At 65.8% G+C, this 20448-nt stretch carries 21 protein-coding genes; 16 read left to right on the plus strand and 5 right to left on the minus strand.

The annotated features are described in order from the left end of the window. Positions 1–65: 65 nt before the first annotated feature. Both ACTEK7_RS19135 and ACTEK7_RS19140 read right to left on the minus strand, forming a co-directional pair. On the minus strand, positions 66–1490 hold the full coding sequence (locus tag ACTEK7_RS19135; RefSeq protein WP_225146413.1) for a methyl-accepting chemotaxis protein: 1425 nt from the start codon (positions 1488–1490) through the stop codon (positions 66–68). A 140-nt stretch (positions 1491–1630) separates the two neighbouring features. After that, on the minus strand, positions 1631–3379 hold the full coding sequence (locus ACTEK7_RS19140; RefSeq protein ID WP_225146414.1) for a methyl-accepting chemotaxis protein: 1749 nt from the start codon (positions 3377–3379) through the stop codon (positions 1631–1633). Between the two features lie 216 nt (positions 3380–3595). Between ACTEK7_RS19140 and ACTEK7_RS19145 the strand changes: the two genes are divergently transcribed. From ACTEK7_RS19145 to ACTEK7_RS19180, 8 genes are all read left to right on the plus strand, one after another. Further along, positions 3596–4342: a YebC/PmpR family DNA-binding transcriptional regulator gene (locus ACTEK7_RS19145; protein WP_225146415.1), complete on the plus strand. Its 747-nt coding sequence runs from the start codon at positions 3596–3598 to the stop codon at positions 4340–4342. Between the two features lie 124 nt (positions 4343–4466). After that, positions 4467–4994, plus strand: a complete 528-nt coding sequence (gene ruvC, locus ACTEK7_RS19150; protein ID WP_057028112.1) for a crossover junction endodeoxyribonuclease RuvC — start codon at positions 4467–4469, stop codon at positions 4992–4994. Next, the gene (gene ruvA, locus ACTEK7_RS19155) at positions 4991–5608 is read left to right on the plus strand and encodes a Holliday junction branch migration protein RuvA (RefSeq protein WP_035998377.1); all 618 of its coding nucleotides are present in this window, start codon (positions 4991–4993) and stop codon (positions 5606–5608) included. The genes ruvC and ruvA overlap by 4 nt, the downstream gene beginning before the upstream one ends. Further along, positions 5605–6069 carry a hypothetical protein gene (locus ACTEK7_RS19160; protein WP_035998380.1) on the plus strand — a complete coding sequence of 155 codons (465 nt, stop codon included), beginning with the start codon at positions 5605–5607 and terminating at the stop codon, positions 6067–6069. Before ruvA ends, ACTEK7_RS19160 begins: the two co-directional genes overlap by 4 nt. Further along, on the plus strand, positions 6066–7118 hold the full coding sequence (ruvB, locus tag ACTEK7_RS19165; RefSeq protein ID WP_035998383.1) for a Holliday junction branch migration DNA helicase RuvB: 1053 nt from the start codon (positions 6066–6068) through the stop codon (positions 7116–7118). The genes ACTEK7_RS19160 and ruvB overlap by 4 nt, the downstream gene beginning before the upstream one ends. A gap of 128 nt (positions 7119–7246) precedes the next feature. Continuing rightward, positions 7247–8167 (plus strand): metallophosphoesterase, encoded by a 921-nt coding sequence (locus ACTEK7_RS19170; RefSeq protein WP_225146416.1) that lies wholly within the window; start codon positions 7247–7249, stop codon positions 8165–8167. Positions 8168–8235: 68 nt separating this feature from the next. Continuing rightward, positions 8236–8685: a tol-pal system-associated acyl-CoA thioesterase gene (ybgC, locus tag ACTEK7_RS19175; RefSeq protein WP_197960645.1), complete on the plus strand. Its 450-nt coding sequence runs from the start codon at positions 8236–8238 to the stop codon at positions 8683–8685. A gap of 78 nt (positions 8686–8763) precedes the next feature. Continuing rightward, complete coding sequence (locus ACTEK7_RS19180; RefSeq protein ID WP_036021747.1) at positions 8764–9231, plus strand: nuclear transport factor 2 family protein; 468 nt, start codon at positions 8764–8766, stop codon at positions 9229–9231. Between the two features lie 194 nt (positions 9232–9425). Here ACTEK7_RS19180 and ACTEK7_RS19185 read toward each other — a convergent pair whose 3' ends face one another. Together ACTEK7_RS19185 and ACTEK7_RS19190 are read right to left on the minus strand one after the other, a co-directional pair. Further along, positions 9426–10133, minus strand: a complete 708-nt coding sequence (locus ACTEK7_RS19185; RefSeq protein ID WP_225146417.1) for a type 1 glutamine amidotransferase — start codon at positions 10131–10133, stop codon at positions 9426–9428. A 28-nt stretch (positions 10134–10161) separates the two neighbouring features. Then, positions 10162–11088, minus strand: coding sequence for a LysR family transcriptional regulator (locus ACTEK7_RS19190; protein WP_225146418.1), 927 nt, complete (start codon positions 11086–11088; stop codon positions 10162–10164). A gap of 151 nt (positions 11089–11239) precedes the next feature. Here ACTEK7_RS19190 and ACTEK7_RS19195 point away from each other — a divergent pair, with 151 nt between their 5' ends. The 8 genes from ACTEK7_RS19195 to ACTEK7_RS19230 are packed head-to-tail and all read left to right on the plus strand — an operon-like array spanning position 11240 to position 19332. After that, a complete protein-coding gene (locus tag ACTEK7_RS19195; RefSeq protein ID WP_225146419.1) occupies positions 11240–12196 on the plus strand; it encodes an N-carbamoyl-D-amino-acid hydrolase in 957 nt (318 codons plus the stop codon). Positions 12197–12233: 37 nt separating this feature from the next. After that, the gene (locus ACTEK7_RS19200) at positions 12234–13061 is read left to right on the plus strand and encodes an ABC transporter substrate-binding protein (protein WP_225146420.1); all 828 of its coding nucleotides are present in this window, start codon (positions 12234–12236) and stop codon (positions 13059–13061) included. Next, complete coding sequence (locus ACTEK7_RS19205; RefSeq protein WP_036041414.1) at positions 13058–13915, plus strand: amino acid ABC transporter permease; 858 nt, start codon at positions 13058–13060, stop codon at positions 13913–13915. Before ACTEK7_RS19200 ends, ACTEK7_RS19205 begins: the two co-directional genes overlap by 4 nt. Beyond that, a complete protein-coding gene (locus ACTEK7_RS19210; RefSeq protein WP_057028105.1) occupies positions 13912–14676 on the plus strand; it encodes an amino acid ABC transporter ATP-binding protein in 765 nt (254 codons plus the stop codon). The genes ACTEK7_RS19205 and ACTEK7_RS19210 overlap by 4 nt, the downstream gene beginning before the upstream one ends. Positions 14677–14692: 16 nt before the next feature. Then, positions 14693–15508: an ABC transporter substrate-binding protein gene (locus ACTEK7_RS19215; RefSeq protein WP_035998422.1), complete on the plus strand. Its 816-nt coding sequence runs from the start codon at positions 14693–14695 to the stop codon at positions 15506–15508. After that, positions 15495–16379, plus strand: a complete 885-nt coding sequence (locus ACTEK7_RS19220) for a polysaccharide deacetylase family protein (protein ID WP_225146421.1) — start codon at positions 15495–15497, stop codon at positions 16377–16379. The genes ACTEK7_RS19215 and ACTEK7_RS19220 overlap by 14 nt, the downstream gene beginning before the upstream one ends. Beyond that, a complete protein-coding gene (locus ACTEK7_RS19225; protein WP_225146422.1) occupies positions 16379–17962 on the plus strand; it encodes an ABC transporter substrate-binding protein in 1584 nt (527 codons plus the stop codon). Before ACTEK7_RS19220 ends, ACTEK7_RS19225 begins: the two co-directional genes overlap by 1 nt. Continuing rightward, positions 17959–19332: an amidohydrolase family protein gene (locus ACTEK7_RS19230; protein WP_225146423.1), complete on the plus strand. Its 1374-nt coding sequence runs from the start codon at positions 17959–17961 to the stop codon at positions 19330–19332. Before ACTEK7_RS19225 ends, ACTEK7_RS19230 begins: the two co-directional genes overlap by 4 nt. 189 nt (positions 19333–19521) lie before the next feature. Here the strand turns inward: ACTEK7_RS19230 and ACTEK7_RS19235 are convergent, their stop codons facing one another. Continuing rightward, positions 19522–20421 (minus strand): LysR substrate-binding domain-containing protein, encoded by a 900-nt coding sequence (locus tag ACTEK7_RS19235; RefSeq protein ID WP_225146424.1) that lies wholly within the window; start codon positions 20419–20421, stop codon positions 19522–19524. Positions 20422–20448: the final 27 nt, after the last annotated feature.

Genomic DNA, 20448 nt, shown 5'->3' on the forward strand with positions numbered 1-20448 from the left:
ACACCCCGGCTACTGTGCATGGGGTTGTTTTTTAGGTTTTGAGTCAAAGGCCTTAGCGCCGCCCGTCAGCCCTGCCGCAATCCCATCCGGAAGGCGCCCCAGTGCTTGCCGCGGATCATGATCGGCGAGGACAGGTCCTTCATCAGCACGAACTGCCCGCCGCCCATGTCGCGGCGATAGGTTTGCAGCAGGAAGGGTTTTGTGTTGGCCGCGACCTTCTTCACTGCGCGGTCGGTGAACAGGCGGCGGTTGCGGCAATTGGCGTTGTTCCAGACCGGGTCCTTGCCCTGCGGCAGGCGGTAGTTCGGATTGTGGGTCGGAAGGTAGCCGCCTTTGGCCCAGGCGACGCAGAACACGATGCGCGGATCGGAGTTCTGGATCGGGTCCTGGATCGCGGGCAGCACGCGGTCGGTGAACTCGACGTAGTTGGTCAGGTACTGCTTCGGATCGGTGCCTGATATCTCGCGGTAGGTCTCGTCCATGAGCTGGTCGAGCGTGATCTCGCCGCGGTCGATCGCAGCTTCGAACTCGGCCGAGATCCGCTTCGCGGTGTCGACGACGATGCGGATCAGCGGCGCGTCCGACGTCTCCACGCCGCTGTCGGCGATCAGCGCGATCAGGCCTTCGGAGACGTCGAGCAGCTTTGCTACCCGCTCGTCGGCGCTTCGGAGGTCGCGCGAGGAGAGGTCGACGCCCTTGGCGAGCTCGTTGAGCTCGCTGATCACGGTGTCGCAGTGGCCGAGATTGGAGGTCGCCGCGCGCGCGACGCCGTCGATCTCGGCTTCGACCGAGGCGAAGCCCTGCTGGACCCGCGAGATGATGCCGGAGATCGCTTGCGCGCCTTCGCCGGCGGTCTTGGCGCGCTGCGAGGCGTCGCTGCTCTCGCCGATCAGGCCTTCGATCTGGCCGTCGAGATCGCGCACGGTGTCGGAGATCTCATGCGTGGCCTGGCGCGTGGCCTCCGCGAGGCTCTTGACCTCGCTTGCGACCACCGCGAAGCCGCGGCCGGCAGTGCCGGCGCGCGCCGCCTCGATGGTGGCGTTGAGCGCGAGCAGATTGGTCTGCTTGGCGATCGCCTCGATCGAGCCGGAGACCTTCGCCACCTGCGCCAGCGCCGCGCCGACCGCGGACAGGCGTGCCTCGATCCGCTCCACCGCGGCGACGAGCTCGGAGATGTGGCTGACCGCGGTGTCGACGGCGCCGCGCGACTGCGCGATCTCGCCGACCGCGGCCGACGTCGTGGTTTGCACCGCCTGCGAGGCATTGGCGATGTCGTGGTTGGCCGAGACCATCGTCTCGGCCGTCTTCTGCAAATGGTGAAACCGTTCCGACTGGCTCGCGACGCGGTTGGCGACGTCCTGGACGTTGCCGGCGATGTCGGCGAGCTCGACGCCGAGACCGCCGATGCGGTCGGCGAGCTGGTCGATCAGGCGTTCGGCCAGCGTCCGGTTGGAGGCAGTGTCCAATACGGCAAGTTGTGCAGAGGACATGTACGGGCTCTCTCCAGTCGGAGCCGTTGATCGGCTCCTTGGCGGCATTCCGATTCCAGATCCGACCTTAGAGGATGATTCGCGCCCGGCGTCTTGCCCAGGAGTGCAGGTGCGTGCAGGTGCGTGCACGCGCGGGAGCGCTACAGCTTGTAGGCCGTGCGGAAGCCGCCCCAGTGCCGGCCCTGCACGCGGATCGGGACGTCGATCTCCCGCATCATCACCGTGTTCCCGTTGCCCATGTCGCGCGCATAGCTCTGGACCAGGTACGATCGCAGGTTGCGCGCGGCGGCCAGCCCCGCCGGATCGTTGAAGAGGCGCCGGTTGCGGCAGTTGGCCGTGTTCCAGGCGACATCGCCCGGCCGCTGCGGGTGCGAATAGATCTTGTTGTGCACCGGCAAGAAGCCGTTGCGGTCGACCATGGCGCAGAATGCCATCCGCGGCTCCCGCGCCAGGAAGGACTCCTGGAACGGCGGCAGGGCGCGGTCGGCCCAGTCGAGATATTTGGTGCGGTATTGCTGCGGATTGGTGCCGGCGATTTCCAAATAGTCCGTGTCGAAGAGGTCGTCGAGCTTGACCTCGCCGCGCGCAACCGCCTTCTCGAATATCTGCGTCAGCGCATTGCCGGCTTCCATGGCACGGGTGACGAACTCGGTGTTCTCCTCATGGATCGACCAGAGCTTGTCCTCGATCTTCTCGTTGAGAGCGGCGGTGGCGCCGACGAATTGCGCGCGGGCGCCGGCCTTGGATTGCTCGATCACGCGCAGGCGGCAGGCGCCGATGTCCTCTAAGCTGCCTTCGATCGTCGCTTGCGTTGCCAGCCGGCTTGCGTCCGCGCCGCCGATCAGCACGCCTTCCATCGCGATTTCATAGACCGGCATCACGGCGCGCGCGGTTTCGAATTTGAGGTGGCAGGGCAGCCGCTCGGTCTTGCGGCGGTCGTCGTGCTCGCTCTGGCGCAGCAGCACCGCGCAGCGCGATTTCAGCTTCTGGGCGAAGGTGGTGACGGCCTTGCCGGCGCTGGCGACGCTCTCGCCATGGGTCTCGGCCGCCTTGGTCGCCGCGTCGATCTCGGCCGCGCTCTCGCCGACCGAGATGATGAACTCCGAGGCGCTGGCGGCATTGCCGGAGACTTCGCTGGTCGTGGCATTCTGCTCGGCGACCGCGCCGTTGACGGTGTCGAACACCGGACGGATCGCCTCGATCGCCTGCGAGATGCGGTGCACGGCGTCCGCCGAACCGGCGGCGTCGCGCTGCAATGCGTCGATCTTCTTCGTGATCTCCTCGGTCGCACTCTGGGTCTGCACCGCGAGCGCCTTGACCTCGGTGGCAACGACGGCAAAGCCTTTTCCGGCTGCGCCCGCGCGCGCGGCCTCGATCGTCGAGTTGAGCGCGAGCAGCGTGGTCTGCCGCGCGATCTGCGCGATCAAATTGACGACGTTGCCGATGGCGGCGGAGGATTCGCGCAGGCGGTCGACATTGGCGCGGGCTTCCTGCGCGGCGGCGCTGGCCTCGTCGGCGAGCTTGCCGGCCGCGCGAACCTGTGCGCCGATGCCTTGCGCGGACTGGGTGAACTTGTCGGCGGCATGGGCGAAGGTGGAGGCGGTGGATTGCGCCGCGTTGGTCCGGCCGGTCAGGGCGTCGGTGCGGTCGCGAATGGCAGCGAGGGTCGCCGCGGTCGCCTCGGCGCCGCCAGCCACCGAATTGGCGGCGCGCTCAAGCTGGCGGATCATGGCGCCGAGCTCGAGTTCCAGCAATTCCAGGATTTCCCGGGCCGAATCACTTTCGGCGGTCGGGGCGGGTGCGGCAGGAGCCGCCGGCTGCGCAGCCTCCGGGGCTGCCGCGGGCGCGGCCGTGTCCGGCAGACGCTTCCGAAATAATCCGAACGCCATCGGGTCTCTCTTGTCGGGGGACGGTCGGGCGCTATTTTCGCACTCCGGAATGAAATCAGGGTTAACGGTGCCCATCTAGGCAGGCGCCGTTACGGCGGCTACCTTTACAGTGCTACCTCAGGCGCAGCCGAGCCCTTTGATTCCGGTGGGTTGGCGGCCTATAAGGCCGCGCTTCCCACGCTCATCTTTGGCTGACGATTTCTCAAGAGACCACGCATGGCCGGACATTCCCAATTCAAGAACATCATGCACCGCAAGGGGCGGCAGGATGCCCAGAAGTCGAAACTGTTCGGCAAGCTGGCGCGGGAAATCACCGTCGCTGCCAAGCTGGGCACCCCCGACCCCGCCATGAACCCGCGCCTGCGCGCCGCCGTGATCGCTGCGCGCCAGGAGAACATGCCGAAGGACAATATCGAGCGCGCCATCAAGAAGGCGCTCGGCAGCGACGGCGAGAACTATGACGAGATCCGCTACGAGGGCTACGGCCCCGGCGGCGTCGCCGTCATCGTCGAGGCACTGACCGACAATCGCAACCGCGCCGCCTCCGACATCCGCTCCTTCTTCACCAAGTCCGGCGGCAATCTCGGCGAAACCGGCTCAGTCTCCTTCATGTTCGACCGCACCGGCATCATCGAATACGACCGCAGCGTCGCCTCGGACGATGCGGTGCTGGATGCCGCAATCGAAGCCGGCGCCGACGACGTCGTGTCCGGCGAGAGCGGCCACGAGATCTACGCCTCCACCGAAAGCTATCGCGACGTCGCCAAGGCGCTGGAAGCCAAGTTCGGCGAGCCGCGCAAGGCTGCGCTGATCTGGAAGCCGCAGAACACGGTTGCGGTCGACGACGAGACCGGCGAGAAGCTCCTGAAGCTGATGGACCTGCTCAACGAGCACGACGACGTCCAGAACGTCTACGCCAATTTCGAGGTGTCGGACGCGCTTGTTGCGAAGATGGGCGGATAGGCCGCTCTCGTGTCCCGGACGCGCTGCAGCGTGAAACGCTGCGGCGCTGGGCCGGGACCCATTCCCCTGTTACTTCCGTTCTGTTTCTGTTTCGCATCCCGCAGCCAGCCGCTATCACTGGCGCATGACCGCGCTCCCGATTCGTGGCCCCGTTCGCATCATCGGCATCGACCCCGGCCTGCGCCGCACCGGCTGGGGCGTGATCGAGGCCGAGGGCAATCGCTTGGCCTACGTCGCCTGCGGCTCGGTGGAACCGCCGGACGATTTGCCGCTGGCGAGCCGCCTGCTCGCGATCCATGAGGGGCTCGCTTCCGTCTTGTCCGATCACCGGCCGGTGGAAGCGGCGGTGGAGCAGACCTTCGTCAACAAGGACGGCGTTGCGACGCTGAAGCTCGGCCAGGCCCGCGGCGTCGCCATGCTGGCGCCGGCAATGTTCGGCATCTCTGTCGCCGAATACGCGCCGAACCAGGTCAAGAAGACGGTGGTCGGCGCCGGCCACGCCGACAAGCAACAGATCGCGATGATGCTGAAGATCCTGCTGCCGAAGGCCGAGCCGCCGTCCGCGGACGCAGCCGACGCGCTCGCCATCGCCATCACCCACGCCCATCACCGCCAGAGCACCGCTCTCAGGCTGAAGGTGGTGGGGATATGATCGGCAAGCTCAAGGGCTTGATCGATTCCTACGGCGAGGATTTCGTCATCCTCGACGTTGGCGGCGTCGGCTATCAGGTACATTGCTCCTCGCGCACCTTGCAGCATCTGCCCTCGCCGGGTGAGGCCGCTGTGCTGTCGATCGAGACCTATGTCCGCGAGGACCAGATCAAGCTGTTCGGCTTCCGCACCGATCAGGAGCGCGAATGGTTTCGCCTGCTCCAGACCGTGCAGGGCGTCGGCGCCAAGGTCGCGCTGGCCGTGCTCGGCACGCTGTCGCCGGCCGATCTCGCCAATGCCATCGCGCTGCGCGACAAGGCCGCGGTGGCGCGAACGCCCGGTGTCGGCCCGAAGGTCGCCGAGCGGATCGTCACCGAATTGAAGGACAAGGCGCCGGCCTTTGCCAATGTCGATCCCGCCGTCGTGCATCTCGCCGGCGCCGTCGACGACCAGCGCGCGCCGCGCCCCGTCGCGGATGCGATCTCTGCGCTGGTCAATCTCGGCTACGGCCAGCCGCAGGCCGCCGCGGCGATTGCATCGGCCTCGCGCAGCGCGGGTGAGGGCGCCGAGACGGCGCAGCTGATTCGATTGGGTTTGAAGGAACTGGCCAAGTGAACAACGGCCAGCGCCTCTCCGAGTGGGGTCAAGGTGCGGCACGCCAGCATTTGCGGCGCCTCGGCCGTATGTTCGTCGTCGTCTTCTGCGGAACACTTTTTGCCGGGTATCTTGCAATGCTGGCGTTCTCGGCATCAGGTTGTTTTCTTAGTCGTGTCATTCGATGCTTTTCGGTCTCGCGCGACCTGATCGGGTTCAGCTGGTTTGCCGTGAAAGGCTTGTTCTTGCCTGCGGCCGTTGTGGCCTTGATGGTTGCAATCTTCCTGCAAATCCGAGGCTCCGTTGTCTGGTGGGACGTTCTCGTTGCAAGCTTGCTTTCGGCGCTGGTGATTGGCTCTGTTGGAAGAGCACTGAGTGAACCGGCTGAGGCATTTGTCTTGCTTGTGGTAAGTTTGATCTTCTTTGCAGGTGCTCAAGCTGCCCTTCTTATCGACAAGCGACTGTGCAGGACTTCCGCATGACCACTCCCCCCCGCATGGTCTCGCCGGAGCGCCGCAGCGACGATGTCGGCGACACCGCGCTGCGGCCGCAATCGCTGTCCGACTTCGTCGGTCAGGCGCAGGCGCGCAAGAATCTCTCGATCTTCATCGAAGCGGCGCGCAAGCGCGGCGAGGCGCTGGATCACGTGCTGTTCGTCGGTCCCCCCGGCCTCGGCAAGACCACGCTGGCGCAGATCGTGGCGAAGGAGCTCGGCGTCGGTTTCCGCGCCACCTCGGGGCCCGTGATCGCCAAGGCCGGCGATCTTGCCGCCCTCTTGACCAATCTCGAAGAGCGCGACGTGCTCTTCATCGACGAGATCCATCGCCTCAGCCCCGCGGTGGAAGAGGTGCTCTATCCCGCGATGGAGGACTTTCAGCTCGACCTCATCATCGGCGAGGGCCCCGCGGCGCGCTCGGTCAAGATCGAGCTGTCGAAATTCACACTGGTCGGCGCCACCACGCGCGCCGGCCTTCTCACCAATCCCTTGCGCGACCGCTTTGGCATTCCGGTCCGGCTCAACTTCTACACGATCGAGGAGTTGGAGAGCATCGTCAGCCGCGGCGCGCGCGTGCTCAACGTCGGCATGAGCGCCGATGGCGCCAATGAGATCGCGCGCCGCGCCCGCGGCACGCCGCGCATCGCCGGCCGCCTGCTCCGCCGCGTGCGCGATTTCGCCTCGGCGGCCGATGCCGACAAGATCGACCGTAAGATTGCCGACCATGCGCTGAGCGCGCTCGAGGTCGATGCCGCAGGGCTGGACGCGATGGATCGGCGCTATCTCTCGACCATCGCGCTCAACTATGGCGGCGGACCGGTCGGCGTCGAGACCATGGCTGCGGCCTTGTCGGAGCCGCGCGACGCCATCGAGGACATCATCGAGCCCTATCTGATCCAGTGCGGCTATCTGCAGCGCACGCCGCGCGGCCGCCTGCTGACCTCGCACGCCTTCCGCCATCTCGGTCTCGCCGAGCCCTCGCGCGATGCGGCGGCGCAGTTCGGCCTGTTCGGCACGGATGACAGCGACGAGTGATCTGCCGAACCTCGCGCTGTTCCGGCTTGATGAATTTCCGTTAACCTCGTGCAGACGATCTGCACGAACGCACCCCAATTCCGCTCCAATCGGATATCATCAAGGCGCCGCATCATCATCGGGCTTCCATGATCACGCGCCGTCATCTTATCCGTTCCATTGGCGGTCTGTCCGCCCTCGGCGTCTCGACCGCAGCCTACGGCGTCGGTGTCGAGCCGGTGCTGCGCCTTCGCGTCACGCGCTATCATCCGATGCCGCGGCAGTGGCCGGCGGATTTTCCGCTGAAGATTGCCGCCATCGCTGACATCCATGCCTGCGATCCCTGGATGTCGCTGGAGCGCATCGAGGGCATCGTCGACCGGACCAACGCGCTGAACGCCGATCTCATCGTGCTGCTCGGCGACTATGTCGCCGGCCTTCACCACGTCACGCGCTTCATTCCGTCGAGCGAATGGGCAAGGGTATTGGGGCGCCTGAAGGCGCCCCTCGGCGTTCATGCCGTTATGGGCAACCACGACTATTGGGATGACAGAACCGTGCAGCGGGCCGGGCACGGGACGACCATCGCACATCGGGCGCTGGAGACGGCCGGCATTCCCGTCTACGAGAACGATGCTGTGCGTCTTACCAAGGACGGCCGTCCGTTCTGGCTTGCCGGCCTCGGCGATCAACTGGCCTTCCTGCCGGCGCGGCGCTTCCGGAGCATGGCGCACTTCGGTGCCGACGATCTCAACGCCACGCTGGCCAAGATCACCGACGATGCGCCGGTCATTCTGCTCGCGCACGAGCCCAATGTCGCTCCGCTCGTGCCCGCGCGCGTCGCGCTGCAATTGTCCGGCCATACCCATGGCGGCCAGGTTCGCCTGCTCGGCTGGTCGCCGGCCGTCGCGCCCAAGAACGGTCTGCGGCTCGCCTATGGCCATTTCCGCCTGAAATGCGATCTCATCGTCTCCGGCGGCCTCGGTTGCAGCATCATGCCGCTCCGCTTCGGCGTGCCGCCTGAGATCGTCGAGGTGACGCTGGGAAGGTCAGGACCGGTCGTGTCCTAACACGCTTGCGCGTCCGGCTGTTTTTGCGCAAAACGTGCCGGTTACCGACCAGCGAAGAGGCTCCGGACGTGACAGCTCATCTCGACGGCGAGATCCGCGACGGCCGCCACCACATGCAGGTCCGGGTCTATTACGAGGACACGGATTTTTCCGGCATCGTCTATCATGCCAATTACCTGCGCTACATGGAGCGCGGACGCACCAATCATCTCAGGCTGATGGGTGCCGAGCAGCAGGTGCTGTTCGAGCAGACCGAGACGGACGGCGCGGGCTTCGCCTTCGTGGTGCGCTCGATGCATCTGGACTTCCTGAAGCCCGCGCGAATGGACGACGTGCTCGACGTCGTGACCTGGCCGGTCGCGGTGAAAGGGGCGTCAATCATGCTGGCGCAGGAGGTGCGGCGCGGTGATGACGTGCTGGTGAAAGCCGAGGTCCGCGTTGCCTTCATCAGCGGCGGCCGCGCCCAGCCGATCCCGAAATCGATCCGCCAACTGATGAAGGCCGATCTGGTTTCGTGATCGCTCGATAGCGGATCGCCTATCGACTCCGCCAATTGCGACGATACATTCGCGGTCCCGATCACCGATGAGGCCACCATGTCGCGCCCGCCGCTTCCACCCTTCACCCGCGAGACCGCCGCGCAAAAGGCCCGGATGGCCGAGGACGCCTGGAATTCACGCGATCCGGTGCGGGTCTCGCTCGCCTATACCGAGGACAGCCGCTGGCGCAACCGTTCGGAAGTGTTTCAGGGCCGCGAGGCCATCGTCGCCTTCCTCACCCGCAAATGGGAGAAGGAGCAGGATTACCGCCTGATCAAGGACCTCTGGGCCTTCGACGGCAGCCGCATCGCGGTGCGCTTCCAGTACGAATGGCACGATGCAAGCGGCCAGTGGTACCGCTCCTACGGCAACGAGCAATGGGAGTTCGACGAGCACGGCCTGATGAAGCGGCGCGAGGCCTCGATCAACGACATCGCCATTGCGGAGAAGGATCGCCGGTTTCACTGGGCGGCGCCGGGCCCGCGGCCGGCCGATGTGCCGGGGCTGGGAAGCGAGCCGTTCTGAAATTAACAAAGCGACCGCTGCTTCACCCTCTCCCCTTGCGGGAGAGGGTGGCTCGCCGCATAGCGGCGAGACGGGTGAGGGGTCTCTCTCCTCACGAGCAGTCCGGCGAATGGATAGAACCCCTCATCCGGCGCTTCGCGCCACCATCTCCCGCAAGGGGAGAAGGGAAGACGAGTGCGTCTCGAGCTTCGTAGTCAGGTGCGCTTAGCCAGAAACCGCGTAATCGCCCCGCCGAGCTTCGCATTATCCATCGGCTCCGCCAGCGACGCCCTCGCCGTGGCAACGACATCCTCAGGTGCCTTGCCATCGCGCAGATCGCAGCACACTTGCGCGAACCCGACATCGAATTCCGGATGCGGCTGCACTGTCAGCGTCGCGCCATTGGCATAGAGCAGGCCGGCATGCGGGGTGAATTCGGAGGAGAGGATCGTCAGCGCATCGCTTGGCGGCTCGATCACCTGGTCCTGATGCGAGGCGGCGACCGCGACCGCTTCACCGTCGATGACGCCGTTCTCCGGCAGCACCTGATAGACATGCCGGCCGATGCCCCAGCCCTGTTCTGATTTGCGCACGGTGCCGCCGAGCGCCTGCGCGATCAGCTGGTGGCCAAAGCAGACACCGACCATCGGTGTCTTGTTGGCGTAAGCCGTTCGCACGAAATCTTCCAGCGGCGCGATCCAGTCGAGCCCGTCATAGACCCCGGCCGCCGCGCCGGTAATGAGGATGGCCTCGAGCTTGCTCGGATCGGGCAGCGCATCGCCGCTGGGGATGCTGACGACCTCGATCGTCGCGGCCGGCTCCTCGGCGCGGATCATGCGCGCGAACATGTCCGGAAATGAACCGTGGCGCTCGCGGTATTTTTGCGGCACCTCTCCGGTCTCGATGATGGTGATGCGTGCCATGGGCCTCCCGGTCAAAAGGTTGCGAAGCTCAGCCGCTTTCTGCCCCATGTTGCTGGTGCGGCGCTGCCCGCTCGAGCAGAGCGCTCTCCTTGCGGATCTCGTTGAGAAAGGCCTTGGCCAGACGCGACAGCGGCTCGGCTTCAGACCATAGCATATAGGCGATCGCCTGCGTCGTCGGCGAGAACGGACGGACGACGAGGCCGCTGCCGCCGTTCTGCCGCGGCGAGAAAGGATCGACCACCGCCGCGCCGACGCCGGCGGCGGCCAGCACGCAGGCCGTGTTGCAGTAGCGCACCTCGATCGTCGGCCGGAACGGCGCGCCGGCGCGGGCAAAGCTGTCGCGCACGGCTTCGCCGAGCCGCGTGCCGCGTTCGAGCCCGATGAAGGGTAGGCCGGAGAGATCGGAAGCGGAGATCATCGGCCGGTCGGCGAGTGGATGCTGTGGCGGCAGCACGCAGACCATCTCGCCGGTGTGCACCACCTCATGCGCGATGCCGGGATGATGCGTGAGGCCGAGCGCGAAGCCGAGCTCGGCGACGCGGCTCAGCACACCCTCGATGATGCCCTCGTAGCGCCGTACGTCGAAGAACACCCGCGTCTCCGGGCGGCGTCGCAGGAAGCCCGACAACGCGGACGGAATGATGCTGTAGGCGAGCGGCGGCGTCGCCACGATGGCGAGATGCCCGGACCGGTTCTCGCGCAAATCGCGCATGCGGTTCTCGAGCTTGGCGTGCAGCGCGAAGATCGCCTCGCTCTCCTTGTAGAGCGCCATCGCTTCGGCGGTTGGAAACAGCCGGTTGTTGACGCGCTCGAACAGCGCAAAGCCCGCCTGCGCCTCCATCGTCTTCAGCGCGTTGCTGACCGCCGGCTGCGACAGCGCCAGCTCGTCCGCCGCCGCCACCGTGGTGCGGTGGCGGATCACGGCGCGAAGGATCTCGAGCTGACGCAGGTTCATATCACTGCCGATTATAGTCAGGGCCAAAACATCATAGCAACGCGAATTGATTTTGCAGCAGTGCTTGCCCGTAATGGCAGCCGATTTGCACGTCGCATCAAAGGGTTCGTTCGCCCATTGAGGCAGCACTGCGCACAGATTGGAGGCAATCTTGGTTCGTGTCCTTCGCGCCGCCGCCGCTCAGATGGGGCCGACGCAAAAAGCCGATACGCGCGAGCACACGTTGTCGCGGATGCTCGACATGCTGGAGGAGGCGGCCGGTCGGGGTGCGAGTCTTGTGGTGTTTCCGGAGCTCGCCTTCACCACCTTCTTCCCGCGCTGGCTGCTCGAAGGCGAGGCCCTCGACCGGTATTTCGAGCGCAGCATGCCGAACCCCCAGGTGGCAAAGCTATTCGATCGCGCACGTGCGCTCCGCGTCGGCTTCTATGTCGGCTATGCCGAGCTGACGCCGGAGGGGCGGCGCTACAATTGCTCCATCCTGGTCGATCGCGACGGCGAGGTTCTCGGCCGCTATCGCAAGGTGCATCTGCCGGGCTCGGTCGAGCCGCGTCCGGGCGCGCGCTACCAGCAACTCGAGAAGCGCTACTTCGAATATGGCGACCTCGGCTTTCCCGCCTTCCGCGCCGGCTCGTCCTGGGCCCATGCCATCATGGGCATGATGATCTGCAATGATCGTCGTTGGCCGGAATCCTGGCGCGTGCTCGGTCTGCAAGGCGTCGAGCTCGTCTGCATCGGCTACAATTCGGCGGCCTACGATCCCAACGGCGGCACGACCGAAGACGGAGCCTTGCGCACCTTCCACTCGACGCTGGTGACGCAGGCCAACGCCTACATGAACGCGACCTGGGCGATTTCGGTGGCGAAGGCGGGCGAGGAGGACGGGTCCGGCCTGATCGGCGGCTCCTGCATCGTCGATCCCAACGGCCGCATCGTCGCGCAGGCTCAGACGCTGGCCGACGAGGTGATCGTCGCTGACATCGATCTCGACCTCTGCCGCCAGGGCAAGGACAAGATGTTCAACTTCGCCGCCCACCGGCGGCCCGAGCAATACAGGGTGATCACCGAGCGTGCCGGCATCATCGAGCCGGCCGTTCTCGACGCAGATTGACCAACGGCCGGTCGCAGCATTGGCAAAAGGAGCTGACATGACACGCCTCTCGTATTTGCTTGCCTGCGCAGCGCTGGCCGCGGCGACGTCGGCGCGAGCCGCCGAGCTGCCGGCGGAGATCAAGCAGGCCGGCACGCTGAAGCTCACGGTCAACTCCACCTACGCGCCGATGGAATATCGCGATCCCGCAACCAACGAGCTGGTCGGGCTCGACATCGATCTGGCGAAAGAGCTCGCCAAGCGGCTTGGCGACCTCAAGATTGTCTGGAGCGAGACGCCGTTCGCCGAGCTGATCCCCTCGCTCCAGACCAAGCGCGCCGACTTCATCATTTCCGGCATCTCCGATCGTGCCTCGCGGCGCGAGACCGCGGATTTCGTCGATTACCTCGCAACCGGACCGCAGTTCTTCGTGACGGCGGACAGCGCGGCCAAGGACGCCACCGATCTCTGCGGCAAGAAGGTCGGCACCACCCGCAGCACCAGCTTCCCGGTCGAGATCGAGAAGTGGAGCAAGCAGAATTGCGAGCCGGCCGGCAAGCCCGCGATCCAGTACGTTCCGGGCGAGAATTCCATCGACGTCCGCAACCAGCTCAAGCAGGGCCGCATCGACGCCGCCGTGCAGGGCAGCGAGACGTTGCCTTATGCGCAGCAACAGGAGCCCGGCAAGTATCGCATCGTCGGCGAGCCCTTTGCCAGGGGCTATCAGGGCATCATGTTCCGCAAGGACGATGCCGCCTTGCGCGAAGTCGTGACCGAGAAACTCGCGGCGATGATCGCTGACGGCTCGTACAAGGCCATTCTCGACAAATGGGGCCTAGGGACAAATGCAGTCGCCCAGCCCATGCTGAACGCGGCGCCGCAATGAAGCCCGCGCCGGCACTCGCGCAAGGATTTCCCGACCTGTCAGGCCTGCGGATCGCGCGCGAGCCGCACTGGTTTCGCTGGATCAGCGCGGCCCTGATCGTCCTCGTGCTGGCGGCGATCGCGCGCGCCTTTGCGAACGGCCAGATCGAATGGTCCTATGTCAGCCGCTTCCTGACCGCAAAGGTCATCCTCGAAGGCATCGTCAACACCATGGTGATGGCGGTGCTGGCGATGATGCTCGGCATCTTCCTCGGCATCGTCGTCGCGATCATGCGGCTGTCGCCCAATCCGGTGCTGAAGTCGGTCGCCGCCGGCTACACATGGCTGTTTCGCGGCACGCCACTGATCTTGCAGCTGCTGCTGTGGTTCAACCTCGCGCTGGTGTTTCCGACCATCGGTATCCCCGGCCTGTGGTCTGCACGCGCCGTCGATGTCATGACGCCGTTCCTTGCCGCGCTGCTCGGGCTCGGCATCAACCAGGGCGCCTACACCTCCGAAGTCATGCGCGCCGGCATGCTGTCGGTCGATATCGGGCAATATGAAGCGGCGCAGGCGATCGGCATGGGACGGCTGCGCGCGTTGCGCCGGATCGTGCTGCCGCAGGCGATGCGCGTGGTGATCCCGCCGCTCGGCAACGAGTTCATCGGCATGGTGAAGGCGACTTCGCTCGCCAGCGTGATCCAGTATCCGGAGCTGCTGCACAATGCCGAGAACATTTACTACGCCAACTCGCGCGTGATCGAGCTCCTGATCGTCGCGGGGCTCTGGTACCTGCTCGCGGTCTCGATCCTGACACCGCTCCAGATGTTGCTCGAACGCCGCTTTGCGCGCGGCACATTGCGGCTGGCGCGATGACAAAGCCGCTCGTCGCGATCCGCTCCGTAGCCAAGAACTTTGGAGAGTTTCAGGCTCTCAAGAACGTCTCGCTCGACGTCTGGCCCGGCGAGGTGATGTGCCTGATCGGCGCCTCCGGCTCCGGCAAGACCACGCTGCTCCGCTGCATCAATCAGCTCGCCACGATCGATGCCGGCGGCATCTGGCTCGACGGCGAACTGCTCGGAGTGCGCGAGCAAGGCGGGAAGCTCCATCGCCTCAGCGAGCGCGAGATCGGGCGGCAGCGGCTCAAGACAGGCATGGTGTTCCAGCGCTTCAACCTGTTTCCGCACAAGACCGCGCTGGAGAACATCACGGAAGGCCCGACCCAGGTGCAGGGGCGGAAGCCGGATGAGGTGCGCGCCGAGGCGACCGAGCTGCTTCGGCGCGTCGGATTGTCGGCCAAGGCCGACTGGTATCCGGCGCAGCTCTCCGGCGGCCAGCAGCAGCGCGTCGCGATCGCGCGGGCGCTCGCCATGAAGCCGATGCTGATGTTGTTCGACGAGCCCACCAGCGCACTCGATCCCGAGCTGGTCGGCGAGGTGCTCGCGGTCATGAAGGAGCTGGCGCGAAGCGGCATGACCATGATGGTGGTGACGCACGAGCTCGGCTTCGCCCGCGAGGTCGCCGACCGCGTCGTCTACATGGACCAGGGCGCGATCGTCGAGCAGGGCCGGGCCTCCGACGTGTTGGGCGCGCCGCGCGAGGAGCGCACCAAGGCATTTCTTTCGGCAGTGATCTGACATTGGGGGTATGGTGATGAAGAGATTCTTGCTTGCGGCGGCGTTCCTGGGCGCCATGAGCGTGTCGGCAATGGCGGCCGAACTGCCGCCTGAGATCGTAAAGCGCGGCAGCATCAAGGTCGCGGTGGTGCCGAACTATCCGCCGATGGAGTTCCGCGATCCCGCCACCAACGCGCTCTCCGGCTTCGACGTCGATCTTGGCGAGGCGATCGGCCGCAAGCTCGGCGTCAAGATCGAATGGACCGAGACCAGCTTTGCCGAGTTCATGCCCTCGATCTCGACGGGGCGGGTGGATGCGATCCTGTCCGGTTTCACCGACTATGCGAGCCGGCACGAGGTCGCGACCTTCGTCGATTATTTGCGCAGCGGCCCGCAGTTCTTCGTGCAGGCGTCACGCAAGGCGGAATTCAAGGATGCGACGTCGCTGTGCGGCAAGAAGGTCGGCGCCAGCCGACGCACCATGTTCCCGGCCCAGATTGCGGCGTGGAGCGAGAAGAATTGCGGCAGCTCTCCGATCCAGTTCGTCGGCACCGACGGCTCGGCCGATGCACGCACCCAGCTGAGGCAAGGCCGCATCGATGCCGCCGCCCAGGGCAACGAGACGCTGCCCTACATCATGGACCTCGAGCCCAACACCTATGCGACCGTGGGCGCGCCCATCGCACAGCAATTTACCGGCATTGCTCTGCCGGTGAAGGAGAAGGCATTGCAGCAGGCAATGCTGGAGGCGGTCGACGCGCTGATCGCGGACGGCACCTACAAGACGCTGTTGGCGAAGTGGAAATTGAGCGACAACGCAATCGAGAAGGCGACCATCAATGCTGGACAGTAAGGCACTCCAGAGCATTCCGCTCGTTCCGGCCAACACCGCGGATCCCGCGCCCGAATATCCGTGGCCGAAGCCGTACACATCCGCGATGTTCCTGTCGTTCGACGTGGACGCCGAGAGTGCCTGGACCAGCAAGGACGCAGGTCATGCGCAGCGGCTCATCACCATGAGCTATGGCGGCTATGAGGCGCGCGTCGGCACGCCGAAACTCCTGGAGTTGCTCGACCAGCTCGATCTCAAGGCGACGTTCTTCGTCACGGGGTGGTCGGTCGATGCGCATCCGGCGATGGCGGAGTCCATCCTCAAGGCCGGTCACGAGATCGGCCATCACGGCTATCACCATCTGCTGCCAGATCCCGGCGATCCCTGGATCGAGGAGGAGCTGGAGCGCGGCTTCGAGGCGCTGAAGCGCCGGCTCGGCGTCAAGCCGACCGGCTATCGCGCGCCCTATGGCGAGTTCACGGAGGAGCTGCGCGTCGCGCTGGTGCGGCACGGCATCGTCTACACGTCTTCGTTCCGCGACGACGTCAGGCCCTATCGCCATCGCCTCGCCGACGGCAAGCCCGGCACGATCGAGCTGCCGGTGACCGCGAGCTATGACGACTGGATGCACGGCCTGTCCGCGCGCTTCAGTCCGCGCTCGATCTTTCCGAAGGAGCACGTGCTCTCGATGTGGAAGGACGAGCTGGATGAGGTCCGCGACTGGGGCGCGATGGTGACGACGGTGCTGCACCCCCAATGCAGCGGCCGCCCGATGCGGCTGCGCCTGCTGCGCGAATTCCTGACCTACGCAAAATCGTGCCCTGATGTCTGGATCACCACTGGCGAGAACATCGCGGAGAACTTCCTGCGCCACGAAGCGGGTCACCGCTAATGTCGATCTCCCGCCGTTCGCTCCTCAAGGCCGGCGCGGCGCTGCCGGCGCTGTCGCTGCCGGGCATCGTCCGCGCTGAATCGCAATCCACGCTGCGCTTCATCCCCGTCATCGATCTCGCCTTCGTCGATCCCATCTATTCGACGGCACAGGTGTCGCGAAACCACGGCTTCATGGTCTACGACACGCTGTACGGCATGAGCTCCTCGCTCCAGGTCTCGCCGCAGATGCTGTCGGGCCACGCCATCTCCGCCGACCAGCTGCAGTGGGACCTCACGCTTCGTGATGGTCTGTTCTGGCACGACGGCGAGCGTGTGCTCGCCCGCGATTGCGTTGCCAGCATCCGCCGCTGGGCCGCGCGCGACGGCTTTGGCGGCGAGCTGATGGAGGCGACCGCCGAGCTCTCGGCTGCCAACGACCGCACCATCCGTTTCCGTCTGAAGCGTCCTTTTCCGCTGCTGCCGCAGGCGCTCGGCAAGGCCGCGATCAATGCCTGCTTCATGATGCCGGAGCGGCTGGCGAGCCAGGATCCGTTCAAGCCGCTCACCGAGGTGATCGGCAGCGGCCCGTTCCGCTATCTCGCCGACGAGCGCGTACAGGGCGCGCGCAACGCCTATGCCAAATTCGAGCGCTATCAGCCGCGCACCGACGGCAAGCCGGACTGGACCGCGGGGCCGAAGATCGTGCACTACGATCGCGTGGTCTGGACCACGACGCCCGATGCCGGCACCGGCGTCGCCGCGCTCCAGACCGGCGAGCAGGATTGGCAGGAGACTACGCCGCACGATCTGCTTCCGGTGATCAAGGCGGCCGGCGATATCGAGACGCGCATCCTCGATCCCCGAGGCTACGCCTGCATGCTGCGCCTCAACCACCTGCAGCCGCCGTTCGACAATCCCGCCATCCGCCGCGCGCTCCTGGGTGCGATCGACCAGTCCGCATTCATGACCGCCGTCGCCGGCACCGATCCGGCGTTCCAGGTCTCACCGGTCGGCTATTTCGCACCCGGCACCCCGATGGCAAATGAGGTCGGCCTCGACGTGTTCCGCGGCCCGCGCGACTACGCCAAGGTGAAGGCCGACCTGAAAGCCGCGGGCTACAACGGCGAGAAGATCGTGCTGCTCGTTCCGACCAACTCGCTGGCGCAAAAGCCGCTTGGCGAGATCGCGGTGGACTCGTTGCGCAAGGCCGGCATGAACGTCGAATATGCCGGCCTCGATTTCGCCGTGGTGCTGCAGCGCCAGCTGAAGAAGGATCCGCTTCCGCAGGGCGGCTGGAGCGCCGCGGTCGGCAACTGGCAGGGCATCGACTGGCTCAACCCGGCCGGCAACACCAACATTCGCGGCGAAGGCAAGGTCGCCGGCTGGTACGCGAGCACGAAGATGGGCGAGTTGCGCAGCCAGTGGCTGGCGGCCTCCGAACTCGCCGAACAGCAGCGCATCTGCCGCGAAGTCCAGAGGGTGGCGTTCGAGGAAATCCCCTATATTCCGATCGGCCTCTACAAGCAGCCGACGGCCTATCGCAAGGCCATCACCGGCATTCTCGACGGCACCGCCGTGTTCTGGAACGTGCGCCCCGCATGAGCACCACAGCAATCTTCGGCAGCTATGTGCTGTCACGGAAAGACGGCGCGCAGGACGTGCTGCGCGACCGCTGGGTTCTGGTCGAAGGCAAGAAGATTGCAGCGATCACACGCGACAAGCCGCGCGCCGATCGGGTCTATGATCGTCCGGGCCGCTTCGTCCTGCCGGGCCTGCTCAACCTGCACAATCATTGCTTCTCGGAAGCGGTGGCGCGCAGCCACACCGAGGACGGCAATGGCCGCAAGAACAACCAGAGCATCGTCTACACGGTGCTGCTGCCGCTGACCAAGCGCGGCGCCGATATCCTGTCGGCGGAAGAGCGCCTTGCGGTGGCGCGGCTCGGCATCCTCCAGCTGCTCAAGGGCGGCGCCACCACGGTGATGGAGCCGTTCCGCAACTCGATCCCCGAGATGTTCGACGCGGCGGAAAAGATGGGCATCCGCTTCTACGGCGCGCCCTATCTGTTCTCGACCTCCGACGCCAAGGCCGGGCCTGACGGTGTGGTCCAATATTCCGGCGATGACGGCGCTGCGGATATGGCGGCGTGGGACGCGCTCTATCAGCGCTGGAATAATCGCGGCGACGGCCGCATCAGTCTTGCGATGAGCCCGCACGCCACCGACACCTGCGGCCCCGATCTCTTGAAAGCCTGCGCCACGCGGGCGCGCGAGCTCGGCGTTCCCATCACCACGCACATGGCGCAGAGCCGCGCCGAGGTCGAGACCATCGGCAAGCGCTATGGCGGCCGCACGCCGGCAGAATATCTGGACTGGCTCGGCCTGCTCGCGCCGGATCTGATGGCGGCGCACTGCATGTTCAGCAGCGATGACGATCTCAAGCTGATGGCCGCGCGCGGCATGACCGTCTTGAACTGCCCGCGCGTGTTCGCGCGTGCCGGCATCACCGCGGCGTTCAGCCGCTTCGCCGCGCACGGCGTGCGCACCGTGGTCGGCACCGACGGCTACAACATGGACCTGCTCGGCGAGCTCAATGCGGCGTCGCTGATCTCCAAGATCATTTCGGCGCGCCCTGACGTCGCGAACTCACCCGAGCTGATCGAGGCGAACACGACGGTCGCCGCCGACGTCATCAAGCGGCCCGATCTCGGCCGCATCGAGCCGGGCGCGACCGCAGATCTCACCGTCGTCGATCTCACCCATCCGCATCTGCAGCCGCTGTTCGACCCGCGCCGCGCGCTGATCGCACTCGCCAACCGCGCCAATATCGATCAGGTCATGGTCGATGGCCGCGTGCTGGTCGATGAGGGGCGCTATCTCGGCGCGGATGAAGCTGCGATCATTGCGGCGGGCACCGCCGCGATCGGCAAGATCTGGGATCTGCCGGAGGCGCAGGCCGCGTTCAGTGGTTGAGTGCCGCTGGTGCCACGAAGACGGTGCGCTCCCTCTCCCCGCTTGCGGGAGAGGGCAGGGGAGAGGGCTCTCTCCAATCGGGGACACTCCCCGTGTTGAGAGAACCCTCTCCCGGCGCTACGCGCCGACCTCTCCCGCAAGCGGGAGAGGTTGAAGCGAGCCTGTAGCTGCACTGTTCGAACCGAAGCCCTAATCCTCAAACTCCACCAGCGCCTTGCGCATGGTCTCGACCAGGTCCAGCGCCACCGGGGACGGGCTGCGCTGCGCCGGAAAGACCGCGGAGAATTCGAAATCGATGCGCGGCAGGAAGCGGCGCACGACGACGCCGCGCGTTGCAAATTCCTGCGCCGTGAAGGGATCGCAGATCGCGACGCCGAGGCCTGACGACACCATGCCGCACATGATTTCCGACAGCGTGGTCTCAACCCGCAGCACGCGGCGGACATCGTGGCGGTGGAAGACCTGGTCGACGAGATGCCGACTCGACGATCCCGCCGACAGCGAGATGAAGGTCTCGCCCTCGAAATCGCGCGGCTCCAGCACTTCCTTCTCCGCGAGGCGATGACCGGTCGGCAGCACTGCGACGCGCGCCGGCGCCGGCAGCCGCTGGCTCGGCAGACCGGAATGCGCGATCGGCACCTCGGCAAAGCCGACGTCACATTGATTGTTCAGCACCCAGTCGACCACGATCGGCGAGATGACACCGAAGAAGGCGAGGTTGAGGTTTGGCCGCTCCTTCAGGAAGTGACCGGTGAGCCGCGGCAGATAGCCGTTCGACAGCGCCGGCAGTGCTGCGATGCGTAGGGAGCCCGTGCGCCGGCCGCGGATTTCTTCCGCCGCCGCAGTGATGCGTTCCAGCCCGACGAAGGAGCGCTCGACTTCGGTATAGAGCGCCATCGCCGCGGCGGTCGGCACCAGGCCGGTGCCGCGCCGTTCGAACAGCTCCATTTTGAGCAGGGCCTGGAGGTCGCGCAGCAAGCGGCTGACGGCCGGCTGCGTCACCTTCATCAGCGCCGCCGCCTCGGTCACACTGCCGGTCAGCATCATCGCGCGGAAGGCCTCCACCTGCCGCGAATTGATCCGCGCCATTCCACCACCCAATCATAACATTTCGGC

Source organism: Bradyrhizobium sp. JHI2711, assembly GCF_056156565.1.